This window comes from Pseudomonas sp. GW821-FHT07F01 (assembly GCF_059418825.1).
The window spans coordinates 522,020-539,756 of record NZ_JBWKQO010000005.1 but is presented as its reverse complement, the minus strand read 5'-3'; the positions used below and the strand labels follow the sequence as shown (position 1 = coordinate 539,756).

At 64.1% G+C, this 17,737-nt stretch carries 14 protein-coding genes; 8 read left to right on the top strand and 6 right to left on the bottom strand.

Annotated elements, in window-relative coordinates; translation table 11 throughout:
• Positions 1–108 precede the first annotated feature (108 nt).
• From AC07R1_RS20825 to edd, 6 genes are all read right to left on the bottom strand, one after another.
• Positions 109–1,401, bottom strand: a complete 1,293-nt coding sequence (locus AC07R1_RS20825) for an ABC transporter substrate-binding protein (RefSeq protein ID WP_053159862.1) — start codon at positions 1,399–1,401, stop codon at positions 109–111.
• A gap of 116 nt (positions 1,402–1,517) precedes the next feature.
• The gene (locus tag AC07R1_RS20820) at positions 1,518–2,777 is read right to left on the bottom strand and encodes a D-mannose isomerase (protein WP_015636742.1); all 1,260 of its coding nucleotides are present in this window, start codon (positions 2,775–2,777) and stop codon (positions 1,518–1,520) included.
• 187 nt (positions 2,778–2,964) lie between these two features.
• On the bottom strand, positions 2,965–4,434 hold the full coding sequence (locus AC07R1_RS20815) for an ATP-binding protein (protein WP_309499308.1): 1,470 nt from the start codon (positions 4,432–4,434) through the stop codon (positions 2,965–2,967).
• A complete protein-coding gene (locus AC07R1_RS20810; protein WP_015636744.1) occupies positions 4,424–5,155 on the bottom strand; it encodes a response regulator in 732 nt (243 codons plus the stop codon). Before AC07R1_RS20810 ends, AC07R1_RS20815 begins: the two co-directional genes overlap by 11 nt.
• Positions 5,156–5,224: 69 nt before the next feature.
• Complete coding sequence (locus AC07R1_RS20805) at positions 5,225–6,181, bottom strand: glucokinase (protein WP_495110901.1); 957 nt, start codon at positions 6,179–6,181, stop codon at positions 5,225–5,227.
• Positions 6,178–8,004 carry a phosphogluconate dehydratase gene (edd, locus tag AC07R1_RS20800; RefSeq protein WP_011062876.1) on the bottom strand — a complete coding sequence of 609 codons (1,827 nt, stop codon included), beginning with the start codon at positions 8,002–8,004 and terminating at the stop codon, positions 6,178–6,180. Before edd ends, AC07R1_RS20805 begins: the two co-directional genes overlap by 4 nt.
• 223 nt (positions 8,005–8,227) lie before the next feature.
• On the opposite strand from edd, the gene gap reads away from it, so the two are divergent.
• From gap to AC07R1_RS20760, 8 genes are all read left to right on the top strand, one after another.
• Positions 8,228–9,232 carry a type I glyceraldehyde-3-phosphate dehydrogenase gene (gene gap / locus AC07R1_RS20795; RefSeq protein ID WP_011062877.1) on the top strand — a complete coding sequence of 335 codons (1,005 nt, stop codon included), beginning with the start codon at positions 8,228–8,230 and terminating at the stop codon, positions 9,230–9,232.
• Between the two features lie 15 nt (positions 9,233–9,247).
• Positions 9,248–9,712 (top strand): methylglyoxal synthase, encoded by a 465-nt coding sequence (locus tag AC07R1_RS20790; protein ID WP_011062878.1) that lies wholly within the window; start codon positions 9,248–9,250, stop codon positions 9,710–9,712.
• A gap of 73 nt (positions 9,713–9,785) precedes the next feature.
• Positions 9,786–10,304, top strand: coding sequence for an RNA polymerase sigma factor (locus tag AC07R1_RS20785; protein WP_011062879.1), 519 nt, complete (start codon positions 9,786–9,788; stop codon positions 10,302–10,304).
• A 113-nt stretch (positions 10,305–10,417) separates the two neighbouring features.
• The gene (locus AC07R1_RS20780; protein WP_495110900.1) at positions 10,418–11,386 is read left to right on the top strand and encodes a FecR family protein; all 969 of its coding nucleotides are present in this window, start codon (positions 10,418–10,420) and stop codon (positions 11,384–11,386) included.
• A gap of 121 nt (positions 11,387–11,507) precedes the next feature.
• Positions 11,508–14,126, top strand: coding sequence for a TonB-dependent receptor (locus AC07R1_RS20775; RefSeq protein WP_495110899.1), 2,619 nt, complete (start codon positions 11,508–11,510; stop codon positions 14,124–14,126).
• A gap of 112 nt (positions 14,127–14,238) precedes the next feature.
• On the top strand, positions 14,239–14,847 hold the full coding sequence (locus AC07R1_RS20770; RefSeq protein ID WP_011062882.1) for a biliverdin-producing heme oxygenase: 609 nt from the start codon (positions 14,239–14,241) through the stop codon (positions 14,845–14,847).
• Between the two features lie 117 nt (positions 14,848–14,964).
• The gene (locus AC07R1_RS20765) at positions 14,965–15,366 is read left to right on the top strand and encodes a YbaN family protein (protein ID WP_011062883.1); all 402 of its coding nucleotides are present in this window, start codon (positions 14,965–14,967) and stop codon (positions 15,364–15,366) included.
• Positions 15,367–15,552: 186 nt separating this feature from the next.
• Positions 15,553–17,697 (top strand): methyl-accepting chemotaxis protein, encoded by a 2,145-nt coding sequence (locus AC07R1_RS20760; protein WP_011062884.1) that lies wholly within the window; start codon positions 15,553–15,555, stop codon positions 17,695–17,697.
• Positions 17,698–17,737: the final 40 nt, after the last annotated feature.

The window sequence follows — 17,737 nt, the reverse complement described above, 5'->3', positions numbered from 1 at the left end:
GTCAGGAGTGAATCCGGGCTGCACACCGTCGCTGCATGGGCCGGGGCACAGGCAGGGCGGCGACAGTCACGGGTGAGCCGCCGGCGTACCGGCGGCGGGGTTCAAGGATTACTGCGCGGCCTTGACCGCCGAAGCCAGCTGCGCACTGGCCTTGGCCGGGTCCGCATCCTTGTCGTTCATGAAGTTGGTCACCACGTCGAAGATCGCGCCCTGCACCGCCAGGGAAGTGGCCATGTTGTGCGCCATGCTCGGCTGCAGGCCGCCGGTCTTCTCGTCTGCCAGGAAGTCCTTGGCCGACGCCTGGGCGCAGGAGTCGAAGCCCTCGGCGCTCATGTCGTTGAGCATGTCGGTACGCACCGGGATCGAACCCTTGTTGATGCTGAAGACTTTCTGGAAGTCCTTGCCCAGGGCGACCTTGGCCAGGTCCTGCTGGGCAGCGATATCGCCCTTGCGGTCGGCCTTGAGCTTGAACACCGCCAGGGAGTCGATGTTGTAGGTGAAGGCCTTGTCGGTACCCGGGAACGGTACGCACTGGTAGTCCTTGCCGGCGACCTTCTTGGCCGCGGTCCACTCGCTCTTGGCCCAGTCGCCCATCATCTGCATGCCGGCCTTGCCGCCGATCACGTCGGCTGCGGCAATGTTCCAGTCACGCCCGGCACGGTTGGGGTCCATGTAGCCGGTGATCTTCTTCAGCTCGGTGAAGGCCTTGGCCATTTCCGGGCCGGAGAGGGTTTTCTGGTCCAGGTCCACCAGGGCTTTCTTGTAGCCCTCCGGGCCCATGACCGAGAGCACCACGTCTTCGAACACGGTGCTGTCCTGCCACGGCTGGCCACCGTGGGCCAGGGCGATGAAGCCGGCGGCCTTGAGCTTGTCGCCGGCGGCATAGAATTCTTCGAGGGTGGTCGGGGCCTTGTCGATCCCGGCTTTCTTGAACACGGCAGGGTTGATCCACAGCCAGTTGACCCGGTGGATGTTCACCGGCACCGCCACGTAGTCACCTTCGTACTTGACGGTATTGGCCACCTTGGGCGACAGCAGGCCGTCCCAGTTCTCGGCCTTGGCCACGTCCTTGAGGGTTTCGGTACTGAGCAGGCCGGTGCTGCCCCATTCCTGGATGTCCGGGCCCTTGATCTGCGCCACACCCGGCGGGTTGCCGGCCACGGCGCGGCTTTTGAGCACGGTCATGGCAGTGGAACCGCCACCGCCGGCCACGGCGCCGTCCTTCCAGGTGAAACCGTCTTTTTCCACTTGGGCCTTGAGCACATCGACGGCGGCTTTTTCACCACCCGAAGTCCACCAGTGGACGACTTCCACGGAACCTTTGGAATCGGCGGCGAGGGCACTCAGGGGAAACAGAGAGGCAAGGGAAATGACAGTGGCGAGGCGAGAAATCGCATTCATTTGAAGTACCTTTCTTGTTGTTATGCATGCAAGTCTGGTGCTTGCGCTGCAAACGAGTCTAAACAGCCTAGTCGATCATTCGAGTAACGAAGCGATGGGGAAATGTCACCACATGGTTACACAAGGCCCGGAACAGACACCTGGGCCAATGCCGAAGCCATGCTCGGGGCCAACGGCAGGCGCGGGATCAGCACCGCCTGCCAGGCGTGATAGAGGTCCGGCTTGCCGCCCCAGATCCGGGCTGACGGCTGGTTGTCCGGGCCCAGTTCGTGGTGCCAGCTACCGTGCCTGCGGTCGATGAAATGGGCCTCGCAGAATTCCCAGAAACAGCGGTACCAGGCCTCGTACTGGGCCTGGCCGGTGCGTTTGAGCAAGGCGCTGGCGGCGGCGCTGGCCTCGGCGTGGGTCCAGTGCAGGCGCTCGCGCACCACTGGCTGGTGGTCCCAGTCCAGGGTGTAGACCATGCCCGGGGCGCCATCGACGCTCCAGCCATGGCGGCAGTTGCTTTCGAACAGCTTCTGCGCGTCCTGCACCAGCCAGCCGGGGGTCAGCATGCCGGCCTTCACCCGCGAAGCCTCCAGGTGCAGCAACAGCCGCGCCCATTCGAAGCCGTGTCCCGGGGTGGTGCCAAAGGGCCGGAAACCGTCGGCGGGAAAGGCCCGGTTGTAGTCACGAAGTGGTTGCCAGGCGAGGTCGAAATGCTCGATCACCATGAAGTCGTTGGCCGCCGCCTGAGTGTGGATCACCCGCTCGACGATCCGCAGGGCGCGGGTCAGCCAGCGTGAGTCCTGGGTGACATCGGCCAGGGCCAGGAACGCCTCGGTGGCGTGCATGTTGCTGTTGGCACCGCGATAGGCTTCCGGCTGACTCCAGTCGCAGTTGAAAGACTCGCGCAGCGCGCCCTCCTCCTCACTCCAGAAATGCCGGTCGATGATGGCGATGGCCTCCTCCAGCAAACGCTCGGCGCCGGGACGTTGGGCCACCACCGCGGAGCTGGCCGCCAGAGCGACAAAGGCATGCAGGTAGGCGGCCTTGGTGCTGTTGCCGTCGGCCTGCCCGGCCACGGCGAACCAGCCGCCGTGCTCGGCATCACGCAAGGGCCCGCCGAGGGCGGCGATGCCGTGGTCCACCAGGGCGGCATAACCCGGCAGGCCCTGGATATGGGCCATGGCGAAGCTGTGGGTCATGCGCGCGGTGTTCATGGTTTCGGCCTGGGCGCCGCTGGGCAGGCGGCCCTGTTCATCGAGGTTGCCAAAGCCCGCGGGGAGCCGTGAGGCCTTGGCAAAATCCAGCAGGCGCAGGCCTTCGGCGGCGAGCCAGGCCTGATGTGCAGGGGCATTCAGCCAACTGCTGAATGGCAGGGAGAGAGCGTCCATGGGTGACCTGTTGTTGTTTTTATCGAAGGCTTGAGTCTAATCAAGCCGCCTGCGACCGCAGGTAACAAAGGACCAGCGCAATGTCACCAAACCGTGACATTGCACCTTGAGCCCTGTGGTGCCCTTGAGGACGCCTTCGCTGGCAAGCCAGTTCCTCCACAAGCCAGCGCTTACAACGGCCGGCAGGTCAGTCGAAGGTCCGGGGCAGGTACAGGGTTACGCGCAGGCCGCCTTCGCGCAGGTTCTGCAGGCTGACTTCGCCGCCATGGCTGTGGGCGATGTTGCGGGCAATCCCCAGGCCCAGGCCGTAGCCCTGCTGCTGGCCAGCAAGACGGAAGTGCGGCTCGAAGACTTGCTCCAGGCGCTGCTCCGGTACGCCGGGGCCTTCGTCGTCGACATGCAGGACAAAGCCGCTGTCGTCGTCTTCGATGTGCAGGTGAGCGTTCTGTCCGTACTTCAGGGCATTGTCGATCAGGTTGCCCATGCAGCGCTTGAGCGCCAGGGGCTTGCCCGGGTAGCTGGCCAGGGCCCGGCCCTGTTGGGTCACGCGGCCATTGCCGTTGGGTGCCAGATAAGGCTCTACCAGGCAGTCGAGTACCTGATTGAGGTCCACCGGCTCGATGTTCTCGTGGATGTCGGTGTCCTTGACGCACTGCAGCGCGCCCTTGACCAGCAACTCCAGTTCATCCAGGTCGCGCCCGAACTTGGCCTGCAGTTGCTCGTCCTCCAGCAATTCCACCCGCAGGCGCAAGCGGGTGATGGGGGTCCGCAGGTCGTGGGAGATGGCGCTGAACAGCTGGCTGCGCTCGGTCAGGTAGCGGCTGATGCGCTCGCGCATGCTGTTGAAGGCCCGGCCCACCTCCACCACTTCACTGCCGCCGCCCTCCGCTACCGGCTCGACGTCGGCCCCCAGGGACATGTCCCGCGCCGCCCGGGCCAGGCGCTTGAGGGGCCGGCTCTGCCAATGCACCAACAGGCCGATGAACAACAGCAGAAAACCGCTGGTGAGCAGGATGAACCACACCTGCTGCGCCGGCAGGCCCTGTTCTTCCAGGCTGGTATAGGGCTCGGGCAACAGCGAGGCGATGTACAGCCACTCTCCCGGCGCCATCTGGATCTGGGTCACCAGCACCGGCGGGTTCACCGGTTCCAGGGTCAGGGCGTAATGGGCCCAGGAGCGCGGCAATTCGTCGAGCTTGAGGCCGCCATTGAAGATCCGCAGGTCATCGGGGCTGACGAAGGTCACGGAGATATCCGCGTCATTGCCCAGGGACTGGCGCAACACCTGCTCCACGGCTTGCAACACCGCTTCTTTGCGCGGGGTGGCGGGCAGCACCTGCATGCCCAGGGGCTTGTCATTGAGGGTCACGACAAACCGCGTACCGCCCATGCTGCGCAACTGGTCCAGCACCAGGGGCCGGTACGCCACCGGCAACGAACGCAGGTAACTGACGCTGGCGGTCATCGAGTGGGCCAGGCTGCGGGCGCTGGTCACCAGCCCTTCGAGTTGGGTGGCGCGCAGCTGGGAAACCCAGATCACGCTGGACAGCGCCTGGGCGAACAGCACCGCCAGCAAGGTCAAAAGCAGCATCCGCCCCAGCAGGGAACGGGGCACCGGCAGGCGCCGCAGCATTCTGCGCAATGCCTCAGTGGCCATTGCCGGCAACCACATTGGCTGCCAATTGATAGCCGCTGCCGCGCACGGTGCGAATCAGCCGCGGCGGCTTTTCGGTGTCACGCAGACGCTGGCGCAGGCGGCTCACCGCCATGTCGACGATGCGATCCAGGGGCATCAGGTCACGCCCGCGGGTGGCATTGCCGATGGTGTCGCGATCGAGGATTTCCTGGGGATGGTCGAGAAACAGCTTGAGCAGAGCGAAGTCGGCGCCGGAGAGAATCACCTCCTCGCCATCGTTGTGGAACAGCCGGTGGCTGATCACATCCAGGCGCCATTCGTCGAAGCACAGCACCTCGCCGACAACCCGCTCCTGGGTGAACTGCACGCGCCGCAGCAGGGCCTTGATCCGCGCCTGCAGCTCCCGGGGGCTGAAAGGCTTGCCCAGGTAGTCGTCGGCGCCCAGCTCCAGGCCGATGACCCGGTCGGCCTCGTCGGAGCTGGCGGTCAGCATGATGATCGGCACCTGGCTGCGCTTGGGATGCTGGCGGATCCAGCGGCACAGGCTGAAGCCGTCTTCGTCCGGCAGCATCACATCGAGGATCACCAGGTCGCTGGGCGCCTCGTTGAGGGCCAGGCGAAAGCCGGCCCCGTCGGCGGTGCTGCGCACCTGGAAGCCGCAGCGGCTGAGATAGGTTTCCAGCAGCTCGCGAATTTCCTGATCGTCGTCAACCAACAAAATCGACTTACTGACTGAACTCACCGGGGCCGTCCTTATTGTTAGGCAGGGTGCGCGATTATGCCTGATGCCGGGTCGCCTGCCAGGGCGGCGTCAGCCCTGGGCCTGCCCCAGGGCCACGCCGGCACCGGTGAGCCCGGAATAGGGCGCGGTCACCAGCCACACCGGGATGCCCTTGAAGTAATCGCTCATGCAACCCTTGTCGGCAAAGCTCTTGGCAAAGCCGCTGTGGATGAAGAAATCGGCAAAGCGCGGAATCACCCCACCGACGATGTACACCCCGCCACGCCCCCCGGTGGTCAGCACGTTGTTGCCCGCCACCCGGCCCAGCCAGCAGCTGAACTGCTCCAGCACTTCCCGGGCGATCGGGTCGCCGGCCAGGCCGGCCGCGGTGATGGCCTCCGGAGTCTCGAGCCGCGGCTCATGGCCGTCCACCGCACAGATCGCCCGATACACCCGGGGCAGGCCGCCACCGCTGAGGGCGGTCTCGGCGCTGACATGGCCAATCTCGTCGTGAATGTGCTGCCAGAGCTGGGTTTCCCGCGCACTGCTCAAGGGCAGGTCGACATGCCCGCCCTCCCCCGGCAAGGCCATGTAACGACCGTCGCCGAAGTTCAGCAAGGTGCCCACCCCGAGGCCCGTGCCCGGGCCGATCACCACGGCCGGGCGCAAGGGCTCGGCAACGCCTTCGCAGACCACGCGAAATTCATCCGGCTGCAGGCGGGTCATGCCCAGGGCCATGGCCGAGAAGTCGTTGACCAACAGCAGTTGGTCCACCTGCAACGCCTGGCAGAAAGCCTGGCGGCTCAGGCGCCAGTGGTTGTTGGTGAAGCGAAACTCATCGCCGCTGACCGGGCCGGCCACCGACAGGCACACCGAACCTATGGCACCCAGGGCCAGCCCCTGGTCCCGCAGGTAGGCCTTGATGGCGTCTTCCGGGCAGCTGTAGTCCGCAGTGGCGTGGACTTCGATCGCCTCCAGTTGTTGGTCTTTCCACAACGCGAAGCGCGCGTTGGTGCCACCGATATCACCGACCAGGGCCAGTTTCACTTGAGCGTCTCCAGGGCAGAGGTAAAGGCACTGGCGCCCTGCTCTGCCGAGCTGAAGGCCATGCGCATGAAGGCGAAGAGTTCGCGGCCGGTGCCAACGTTGTTGCCCAGCAGGCCCTTGGCCGGCTCCCGGGCGGCGAATTCTGCGGCGTCTACCTTAAGCTCCAGGGTGCCCTTGACGCCATCCACGCGGATGATATCGCCGTCCAGCACCCGGGCCAGCGCGCCACCCACCTGGGCTTCGGGGCTGACATGGATCGCTGCCGGAATCTTGCCCGAAGCGCCGGACATGCGCCCGTCGGTGACCAGCGCCACCTTGAAGCCGCGGTCCTGCAGCACCCCGAGGAAGGGGGTCATCTTGTGCAGCTCGGGCATGCCGTTGGAGCGCGGGCCCTGGAAGCGCATCACCGCGACGAAGTCCTTCTCCAGCAGGCCGGCCTTGAAGGCATCGGCCAGGTCCTGCTGGTCCTGGAACACCACGGCCGGGGCCTCGACGATCTGGTGCTCCGGGGCCACGGCGGAAACCTTCATCACGCCGCGACCGAGATTGCCTTCCATGACCCGCAAGCCACCCTCCGCAGAGAACGCCCGGGCCACCGGGCGCAGGATGTTTTCGTCCAGGCTTTCGATCGGGCCGTCGCGCCACACCAGCTTGCCGTTGTCCAGGAAGGGTTCCTGGGTATAGCGGCTCAGGCCGCGGCCGGCCACGGTATTGACGTCTTCGTGGAGCAGGCCGGCTTCCAGCAGCTCGCGGATCAGGAACGACATGCCGCCCGCCGCCTGGAAGTGGTTGATATCGGCCTTGCCGTTTGGATAGACGTGGGACAGGGTCGGCACCACCTCGGAGAGGTCGGCCATGTCCTGCCAGGTCAGCTGGATGCCCGCCGCCTGGGCGATGGCCGGCATGTGCAGGGTGTGGTTGGTGGAGCCGCCCGTGGCGTGCAGGGCAACGATGGAGTTGACCAGCACGCGCTCGTCGACGATCTCGCCAATCGGCATGAAGGCCCCGCTCTGCTTGGTCAGGCGCGTGACCTGCTGCGCCGCCTCATGGGTCAGGGCGTCGCGCAGCGGCGTATTGGGGTTGACGAAAGAGGCGCCCGGCAGGTGCAGGCCCATGACTTCCATCAGCAACTGGTTGGTGTTGGCGGTGCCGTAGAAGGTGCAGGTGCCGGGGCTGTGGTAGGACTTCATTTCCGACTCCAGCAGTTCCTCGCGGCTGGCCTTGCCTTCGGCGTAACGCTGGCGCACGTCGGCTTTCTGCTTGTTGGAAATGCCCGAGACCATGGGCCCGCCCGGAACGAAGATGGTCGGCAGGTGACCGAAGCGCAGGGCGCCCATCATCAACCCCGGGACAATCTTGTCGCAGATCCCCAGCATCAGCGCGGCATCGAACATGTTGTGAGAGAGGGCCACCGCCGTAGACAGGGCGATCACTTCACGGCTCGGCAGGCTCAGTTCCATGCCGGCCTCGCCCTGGGTCACGCCATCGCACATGGCCGGGGTGCCGCCGGCGAACTGGCCCACCGAGCCGATCTCGCGCAGGGCGCGCTTGATCTGCTCGGGGAACACCTCGTAAGGCTGGTGCGCCGACAACATGTCGTTATATGACGAAACAATTGCCACGTTGGCCGCATTCATCATCCGCAGGTTGTGCTTGTCGTCGGTGCCGCAACCGGCCACGCCGTGGGCGAAGTTCGCACATTGCAGCTTGCCCCGCTGCGGGCCATCGCTGGCGGCATCGCGGATCAGCGCGAGATAGGCCTGGCGAGTGGCGCGACTGCGGGCGATAAGCCGTTCGGTGACCTCAAGAACGCGGGGATGCATGTGTAGAACTCCAGGCTAACGGATGTGGCGACCTGTTTGTCTATGCTGATCAGACGCGCCACCGCTCAGGGACAGCGGAGGATGTTTCTGACCATTTGGACCAGTTGATTCAGGTCACTCGTTGTAGATAAGACAAAATATTGCCACTAAAAAGGCTTGTTTTCTATTTCTATGCGAATAATCTTGTAATTCCAACAACAAATTCAACGACAGGCGTTTGCACATGACTCTTCGAATCGCAATCAATGGTTTTGGCCGTATCGGCCGTAACGTCCTGCGCGCACTTTATACCCAAGGCTATCGCCAGGATCTGCAGATCGTCGCTATCAACGATCTCGGAGACAGCGCTATCAATGCCCACCTGCTGAAATACGACACCGTGCACGGCACTTTCGACGCCCAAGTCGAACACGATCAGGAAAGCCTCACCGTGAATGGCGACCGGATTGCCGTCAGCGCCATCCGCAACCCGGCCGAACTGCCCTGGGCCGCGGAGAAGATCGACGTGGTGTTCGAATGCACCGGCCTGTTCACCGACCGCGCCAAGGCTGCCGCCCATCTGACCGCCGGTGCCCGCAAGGTCATCATCTCGGCCCCGGCCAAGGGCGCCGACGCCACCGTGGTCTACGGGGTCAACCACGACATCCTGCGCCAGTCGCACCAGATCATCTCCAACGCCTCGTGCACCACCAACTGCCTGGCGCCGGTGGCCCAGGTACTGCACCGCGAGCTGGGCATCGACAACGGCCTGATGACCACCATCCACGCCTACACCAACGACCAGAACCTCACCGACGTCTACCACAGCGACCCCTATCGCGCCCGTTCGGCCACCCAGAACATGATCCCGAGCAAGACCGGCGCTGCCGAAGCGGTGGGCCTGGTGCTGCCGGAGCTGGCTGGCAAGCTGACCGGCATGGCCGTGCGAGTACCGGTGATCAACGTGTCCCTGGTGGACCTGACGGTGACCCTCAAGCGCGACACCACCGCCGAAGAGGTCAATGCCTTGCTCAAGAGCGCCAGCCAGCACTCGACGATCCTCGGCTACAACACCCTGCCGCTGGTCTCCAGCGACTTCAACCACAATCCGCTGTCGTCGATCTTCGACGCCAACCACACCAAGGTCAGCGGTGGCCGGTTGCTCAAGGTGCTGGCCTGGTACGACAACGAGTGGGGTTTCTCCAACCGCATGCTGGATAACTGCCTGGCCCTGTGCAACGCGGAATAAAACGGATATTCGTCGATGATCGGTATCAGTTTCACCCACAAGACCATGGCCGCGCGCAAGCGCATCGCCCTGGTCGCCCATGACCACTGCAAGGCGTTCCTGCTGGAGTGGGCCGGGCGGCAAAAGGCGCGCCTGGCCGAGCACGAGCTGGTTGCCACCGGTACCACCGGCCTGTTGCTGAGCAAGCACCTGGGGCTGCCGGTGGAAAGCATGATCAGCGGCCCCCTGGGCGGCGATCAGCAACTGGGGGCGCAGATTGCCGAGCAACGGGTCGACCTGCTGGTGTTCTTCTGGGACCCCTTCGAACCCCAGCCCCATGATCCGGACATCAAGGCCCTGTTGCGGGTAGCGGCGGTATGGAACATTCCGGTGGCCTGCAACGAGTGCAGCGCCGACTACCTGCTCAGCAGCCCGCTGATGAACCAGGCCCATGAGCACCGGATTCCCGACTATCAGGCCTACCTGGCCGGCCGAGGATAATTCACGCAAGGCTTGACCATTGACGTAGATGACAATCATTATCATCTGCTGAAAAAATGGATCAGGCCTTGCTGTGAGTCAATCGCACTTCAACCACGTCTTCCTCACCCAACGCATTTCTCTGCTGCGAACGCTGGAGCGGATGGTCAACAACCACAGCACCGCCGAAGACCTGCTGCAGGAAACCTACCTGCGCGTGACCCGGGCCCTGAGCGAGCGGCCGATCACGCACCTTGAACCCTTTGTCTTCCAGACCGCGCGCAACCTCGCCCTGGATCACCTGCGGGCCCGGCGCATCCAGGGCCGCACCCTGCTCGAAGACGTACCGCCGGAGGTGGTGGAGAATGTCGCCGCGCCCGTCAGCAGTGCCGAAGACGCAGCCCACGCCGAGCAGATGCTGGAACGCCTGAACCTCAGCCTCGGCCAGCTCAGCCCGCGCCAGCAGCAGATCTTCATCCTCAGCCGCCTGCACGGCCACAGTTACCAGGAGATCGCCGACGAGCTCGGGGTTTCACTGAGCACGGTGCAAAAGGAATTGAAACTGATCATGGCCATCTGCATCGGCGTCGCCGAACGTCTCGACGGCCAGTGAGTCTCAACCGCTGAGCAGAATGACTGCGGCAGCCCCGAGCCTTTGTTAACCTTGGCCGGCTTTCGCTCTCTCTTGAAAAAACAGCCGCGCACAGACGCAGCCGAGGAACACCCGTGACGGATTTTCACAGCGCCGAGCCGCCCACCCCTGCCGGCCCGCACTCAAGCACCCTGGCCATGGATCAGGCACTGGATTGGCTGATCGAGCTGGAACATCCGAACGAGGAACAAGTGCGCCAGTTTCATCAGTGGCTGGCGGCTTCACCGCTCAACGCCCAGGCCTTCGAAAAGGCCCAGGCGATCTGGAATGGCCCGCAAGTGGCGCAATGCGCCCTGACCCTGGCAGCGCCACCGAAAGTCTCGCGCCTGGCGCGCCTGCGCCCCCACTGGAAACCCCTGGCCACCGCCGCAGTGCTGCTGCTCGGATTATTCAGCTTCAGCAACCTGCCGCTGCGCCTGCAGGCCGACCACCTGACCCAGGTCGGCGAGCGCCAGCGCCTGCAGCTCGAAGACGGTTCCAGGGTGCTGCTCAACACCAACTCGGCCTTTTCCAGCGACATCAACGATCACCAGCGCGTGGCCCGGCTGTACCAGGGCGAAGCCTTCTTCGAGATCCCCGGCAATCGCGGCCTGCCCCTGGAACTGGACGCCGGCCCGGTCAAGGCCAGCGTGCGCGACACCACCTTTGCCGTGCGCTACCTGGACGGCGTGGCACAAGTCCAGGTGCAGCGCGGTGACATCGACCTGCGCGCCACCCACGCCGACCAGCGCCTGCGCCTGCGCGCCGGGGAAAGCGTGCGGGTCGGGCCCCAGGGCTTCGACCAGCCGGCCAGGCTCGACGCCGACAAGGAACTGGCCTGGGTCCAGGGCCGCCTGGTGTTCGAGAACTGCCCCCTGAGCCAGGTCCTGGCCGAACTGCGGCGCTATTACCCGGGCTGGATCGTCAACAACAACGAACACCTGGCAAAGGTCGCGGTAACCGGCAACTACCGCCTGGATCAGCCTCTGGACGTGGTGCGTTCCCTGGCCCACATCACTTCGGCACGGCTTTCCGAGTTCCCGGCACTAGTGATTCTCAACTGAGAACAATTATTTTTACGCGATCTCTACGGGTCGTACGTCTCGTTATAGCCAATGCAACTGATTCGCATTTTGAATGCGTATCTGCACCTATAAAAGTTTCGTGCGACCCGGAGCGCTCTCGATGTCCCCTCGCCTCAACAGCCGATCCCCTGTTCCCTGTGCCCGCCTGCAAAACTGCACCCTGTCGCTGCTGACCGCAGCCATCCTGCTGGCCGGCGCCCACGCTGCCCCCGTGATGGCCGCCGATGCCCCGGCATCCTCCAGCCAGCACATGGGCAACTACAACTTCGCTATCGCCCAGCAGCCGCTGGTATCGGCGCTCAACGCCTTTACTGCGGTCACCGGCTGGCAAGTGGGCCTGCCGGCGGAGCTGGGCAGCGGGGTGTCCTCCCCGGGCGTGCGCGGTTCGCTGCCACCGGAAAAGGCCCTGGATCGGCTGCTCAGCGGCACCAACCTGAGCTACCGCAAGCTGGGCAACAACAACATCGTTCTGGAAAAGCGCAGCGCAGCCAATGTGGTGAACCTGCAGCAGGTGACCATCAGCGCCACCCGTCAGGAGCAGGACATCAACTCGGTGCCCAGCACCGTGAGCGTGCACACCCGGGAAGAACTCGACCGCCAGAACGTCAACACGATCAAGGAACTGGTGCGTTATGAGCCTGGTGTTTCAGTCGGCGGTGCAGGCCAGCGTGCCGGTATCAGCGGCTACAACATCCGTGGTATCGACAGCGACCGGATCCTCACCCAGGTGGACGGCGTGGAAGTGCCGGATCACTTCTTCAGCGGCCCTTATGCCAAGACCAACCGTAACTACGTCGACCCGGAAATCGTCAAGCGCGTGGAAATCCTGCGCGGTCCTGCCTCGGTGCTCTACGGCAGCAGCGCCATCGGTGGCGCCGTCAGTTACTACACTCTGGACGCCGACGACATCATCAAGCCCGGCGAGGATTTTGGCGCGCGCCTGAAGACCGGCTACAGCTCGGCGGACGAAAGCTGGCTGAAATCCGGCACCTTCGCCGGGCGGGTCGGCGAATTCGACGGTCTGTTGCACCTCAGCCAGCGTGACGGCCACGAGACCGAGTCCTATGGCAGCAACAACGGCACCGGCCTGAACCGCACTGCCGCCAACCCGGAAGACGCCCGGACCACCAACGTACTGGCCAAGCTCGGCTGGAACTATGCGGACGACGCACGCCTGGGCCTGACCTACGAAAAGTACAAGGACGACCGCGACACCAATCAGAAAAGTGCGGTGGGCGGCCTGTTCCTCAATGGCGTTGGCCAGAACTGGTATCGCTCGCGCGTCGGCAACGACACCATCACCCGCGAACGCTTCGGCCTGGAAAACAGCTTTGCCCTGGAGTCGCCGATCGCCGACCAGATCAAGTGGAGCCTGAACTACCAGATCGCCAAGACCGACCAGACCACCTCCGAGCGCTACAACCCAGTGTCGATCTTCAGCCCGGTGGCGCGTGACGTGCAGCGTGAGCGGAAAACCCTGTACCAGGAAAAACAATGGGTGTTCGACGCTCAGCTGGACAAGGCCTTCGCCCTGGGTGAAACCGATCACCAGTTGACCTACGGCACCACTCTCAAGCAGCAGAAGGTCACGGGCTCGCGCTATGGTACCGCCAGTTGCCTGGCCGTCGGTGCCGGCTGTACCGCGGTTGGCGCGCCGAGCCCTTCTGCCGGTGACAGCGTGAAGAAGTCCAGCGACTTCCCGGACCCGACCATCAACACCTACAGCCTGTTCGTCCAGGACCAGATCAGCTGGAACGCCTGGACCTTCACTCCGGGCCTGCGCTATGACTACACCCAACTCAAGCCCAAGCTGACCCAGGAGTTTCTCAACGTTGCCAACTCAACGGGCGCCTTCCCGGTCAGCGACGATGAAAAGACCTGGCACCGCGTATCGCCCAAGTTCGGCCTGACCTACGCCTTTGACGAGCATTACACCGGTTACGGCCAATACTCCGAAGGCTTCCGTACCCCCTCGGCCAAGGCGCTCTACGGCCGCTTCGAAAACCTCGCGGGCGGCTATGTAGTGGAGCCCAACTCCAACCTCAAGCCGGAAACGAGCAAGAGCTACGAAACCGGCCTGCGTGGCAACTTCGACGCGGGCTCCTTCGACGTCTCGGTGTTCTACAACCAGTACCGCGACTTCATCAACGAAGACGCCATTACTGCCGGGGCACTGTTGTCGGTCATCCAGAGCAACAACATCAAGCACGCCACCATCAAGGGCGCGGAAGCCAAGGGCCGCCTCAACCTCGACGCCTTCGGTGCTCCACAAGGGCTGTACAGCATCGGCTCGGTGGCCTACGCATACGGTCGCAACAACGACAACAGCGAACCGATCAACAGCGTCAACCCGCTCAAAGGCGTGTTCGGCCTGGGCTATGACCAGGACAACTACGGCGCCCTGCTGAGCTGGACCCTGGTCAAGCGCAAGGACCGGGTCGACGACAGTACCTTCAAGGCTCCGGACGGGCGCGTTACCAGCAGCCAGTTCAAATCCCCGGGCTTCGGCATTCTCGACCTCAGCGGTTTCTACAAGGTCACCGATGACCTGACCGTGAACGCCGGCCTGTACAACCTGACCGACAAGAAATACTGGAACTGGGACGACGTGCGCGGCTACGACAGCGTCGGCGAAGCCGGCCAGACCGCACCCGCCAACCTCGACCGCCTGACCCAGCCCGGCCGCAACTTCTCGGTCAACCTGGTGTGGGATATCTGACGCCTGGACACCTCACTGCCCTTTTTCATCCAGGGCAGTGAGGATTTTTTACTGTGTCGCGTCTTCTTGTTCGTCTAGTCACTAAGTGCCTCTCATTCTCAAGGACATCTGCATGACCTCCCAGGATTCCTCCCAGCGTCACCACCTGCGCTCCCAACGCCTGAACCAGATCACCCACGAGCCGCATTCCAAGCTCGACGCCCTGGTCAAGGCCCATGCGCCCTTCGAAACCCAGGGTGCATTCGCCCGTTTCGTGGTGGCCCAGTACCTGTTCCAGTCGGAACTGGTGGACCTGTACAACGATGCCGAACTGAACAAGATCGTCCCGGACCTGGCCGAGCGCTGCCGCGCCGAAGCTGCCAAGGCTGACCTGGCCGACCTGGAAACCGAGGTTCCTGCACCAGTGGCCGGTGCCGTCAGCAACCCGAGCCAGGCCGAAGCCCTGGGCTGGATCTTCGTCTCCGAGGGCTCCAAGCTGGGTGCCGCGTTCCTGATCAAGCGTGCCGTGGGCCTGGGCCTGAGCGAAACCTTCGGTGCCCGTCACCTGGGCGAACCGGCCGGTGGCCGCGCCGAAGGCTGGAAAACCTTCACCCGCATCCTCGACGGCCTGGAGTTCACCGCCGAAGAAGAAGCCGCGGCGGAAAAAGGTGCCCTGGATGCCTTCAACCGCTTCACCGTGCTGCTGGAACAGGCTTACTCCGGCGCCGCACAACCGGCCTGACCCGCGTAGTTGCGGGCAGGTGGCGCGCCAAGGCGTGCCCCTGCCCGCAGCGGTATTTTGTCGGCCGGCGGCATTCGCGGATTGAGCCGTACGACGCGTTACCTCATCATCGAAACCATGACCCCCACTCGCCCCTCCTCGTCGAAGATTTCCCGCCTGCTGTTTGGCGCGCTGGCCTATGTCAGCCTGGCCATCGGCCTGATCGCCATCGTCGTACCCGGCCTGCCGACCACCGAGTTCATCCTGCTGGCTGCCTGGGCCGCCACCAAGAGCTCGCCACGGCTAAGCGCCTGGATGGAGAACCATCGCCTGTTCGGGCCTATCCTCTGCAACTGGCGCAACGGCCGGATCGTCAGCCGCAAGGCCAAGGTCAGCGCCACGGTCAGCATGCTGCTGTGTGCCGGGCTGATGCTGACCCTGCTCAACCATCACTGGACGATGTATGCCGCCATTGCCGGCATGACCCTGGGCAACCTGTGGATCTGGTCACGCCCAGAAGCCCTGCCGCAGGCCTCCTGACCTGCGCCCGCTGGCAGCTATGCCCTTGCCCCCGAGGCCATATATGTCAAGGACATGACCGTTCGTCGGCAGCCCCTCACGCAAAGGCCGCCCGAGCCGATGTTCCGGGCATAGCGCTGAATGGACTTGGCGACCGGAGTCATCCGATTCCGTGCTTTCCATCCGTCCTTTCGCGAGATCGCCCCCATGTTCGACTCTCTCTCCATTCGCCTGAAAATAGTGCTGTTGTCCGGACTGTGCCTGTTGGGCGTAGTGGCGCTGATCGTCGGCATGAACCTGTACCAGAGCCAGCAGAACAACCAACTGGTCAACACCTCCAGCACGCGGATGCTCACCGCCGGGGTCGAAGAGTTGCTGCAGGCAAAGGCCGCCGACCAGGCAGTACGGGTGCAGAAGACCTTCGGTGAAAGCAACCTGGTGATCACCGCCCTGGCGGACCAGGTACGCGACCTGCGTGACATGGCGAGCAAGCGCGGCCTGGAAGCTGCGGCACTGCGCGAAGAGCTCAACCACAGCCTGAAGACCGCCTTCGAGCGCAATCCCAAAGTGCTCGGCATCTGGCTGGCCTACGAACCCAACGCCCTGGATGGCAAGGACAGCGAATTTCTCAATGACGCAGCCCGTGCTTCCAACGAACGCGGGCGCTTCGCCACCTACTGGAGCCGATCCGGGGGCCAGCAGTTGAACACCGTGATGGTGGAAGACGACCTGACCAAGACCACCCTCAACCTCAGCGGCACCCCCTACAACGTCTGGTACACCTGCCCCCGCGACAGCCGCCGTACCTGCCTGCTGGACCCCTACGCCGACACCATCGGCGAGGACAAGAAACAGGTGCTGATGACCACCATCTCCCAGCCCTTGCTGGTGGACGGCAAGGTCATCGGGGTGATTGGCGTCGACATCGCCCTGGACTCCCTGCAGGCCGCGGCCGGCGAATCCCAGCGTTTTCTGTTCAACGGTGCCGGGCACATGATGATCGTCGCCGGCAGCGGCTTGCTGGCGGCCGTGGGCGCCGATGCCAGCCAGGTCGGCAAGAACATCAACGAAACCCTCGGCGCCCAGGGCAAGGATATCCTCGCGCTGCTCGCCGGCAACCAGAACAAGGTCCTGCAACAGGGTGAACTGATCCGCGCGGTCTACCCCTTCAGCCCGATTGCCGATGCCAAGCCCTGGGGCGTCACCATCGACCTGCCGCAACAAGTGCTGCTGGCAGACTCGGTAAAACTGCAAGGCCTGCTGGATGAGGCCCAGACCAGCGGCACGGTGAAAACCGTACTGGTGGCCGTCGGCGCCGGCCTGCTGGGCCTGCTGCTGATCTGGCTCAGTGCCTCGGGCGTGACCCGCCCGATCAACAGCGTGGCGCAGATGCTCAAGGCCATCGCCAGCGGCGACGGCGACCTGACCCAGCGCCTGGACTACAGCAAGAAAGACGAACTCGGCGAACTGGTGGGCTGGTTCAACCGCTTCCTCGACAAGCTGCAACCGACCATCGCCCAGATCAAGCAGAGCATCACCGAAGCCCGGGGCACCGCCGACCAGTCTTCGGAGATCGCCCGCCAGACCAGTGAAGGCATGCAAGTGCAGTTCCGCGAAATCGATCAAGTGGCCACCGCCTCCAACGAAATGAGCGCCACTGCCCACGATGTTGCCAACAGTGCCTCCAATGCCGCCCAGGCCGCCCGTGGCGCAGACCAGTCGGCCAAGGAAGGCATGACCATCATCGAGCGCAGCACCCGGGACATCAGCCTGCTGGCCGACGAGGTGAGCAAGGCGGTGGGGGAAGTCGAAGCCCTGGCGGTGAGCAGTGAACAGATAGGGTCGGTGCTGGAAGTGATCCGCAGTATTGCCGAGCAGACCAACCTGCTGGCCCTCAACGCCGCCATCGAAGCGGCTCGCGCCGGGGAAAGCGGCCGCGGTTTCGCCGTGGTGGCCGATGAAGTGCGCAACCTGGCCAAGCGCACCCAGGACTCGGTGGAGGAAATCCGCGTGGTGATCGAACGCATCCAGAGCGGCACCCGGGATGTGGTGACCACCATGCACGCCAGCCAGAGCCAGGCGCAGAACAATGCCGGGCAGATCCAGCAGGCAGTCCAGGCCCTGGGCAAGATCAGCGACGCGGTCACCGTGATCAGCGACATGAACCTGCAGATCGCCAGCGCTGCCGAGCAGCAGAGCGCGGTGGCCGAAGAGGTCAACCGCAACGTCTCGGCGATTCGCACCGTGACCGAAACCCTCACCGAACAGGCCAGTGAGTCGGCCCAGGTCAGCAGCCAGCTCAATGCCCTGGCCACCCAGCAAATGAAACTCATGGATCAGTTCCGCGTGTAAGCGCTGCTCCGGCGCCAGCCGCGGCCGATGACCAGGGGTG

What these genes read in the sequence shown, in the direction of transcription:
- AC07R1_RS20790 (WP_011062878.1), top strand. Translation starts at nt 9,248, where the DNA reads ATGATCGGTATCAGTTTCACCCACAAGACCATGGCCGCGCGCAAGCGC.
- AC07R1_RS20775 (WP_495110899.1), top strand. Translation starts at nt 11,508, where the DNA reads ATGTCCCCTCGCCTCAACAGCCGATCCCCTGTTCCCTGTGCCCGCCTG.
- AC07R1_RS20765 (WP_011062883.1), top strand. Translation starts at nt 14,965, where the DNA reads ATGACCCCCACTCGCCCCTCCTCGTCGAAGATTTCCCGCCTGCTGTTT.
- AC07R1_RS20760 (WP_011062884.1), top strand. Translation starts at nt 15,553, where the DNA reads ATGTTCGACTCTCTCTCCATTCGCCTGAAAATAGTGCTGTTGTCCGGA.
- AC07R1_RS20770 (WP_011062882.1), top strand. Translation starts at nt 14,239, where the DNA reads ATGACCTCCCAGGATTCCTCCCAGCGTCACCACCTGCGCTCCCAACGC.
- AC07R1_RS20815 (WP_309499308.1), bottom strand. Translation starts at nt 4,434, where the DNA reads ATGGCCACTGAGGCATTGCGCAGAATGCTGCGGCGCCTGCCGGTGCCC.
- gap (WP_011062877.1), top strand. Translation starts at nt 8,228, where the DNA reads ATGACTCTTCGAATCGCAATCAATGGTTTTGGCCGTATCGGCCGTAAC.
- AC07R1_RS20820 (WP_015636742.1), bottom strand. Translation starts at nt 2,777, where the DNA reads ATGGACGCTCTCTCCCTGCCATTCAGCAGTTGGCTGAATGCCCCTGCA.
- AC07R1_RS20825 (WP_053159862.1), bottom strand. Translation starts at nt 1,401, where the DNA reads ATGAATGCGATTTCTCGCCTCGCCACTGTCATTTCCCTTGCCTCTCTG.
- edd (WP_011062876.1), bottom strand. Translation starts at nt 8,004, where the DNA reads ATGCATCCCCGCGTTCTTGAGGTCACCGAACGGCTTATCGCCCGCAGT.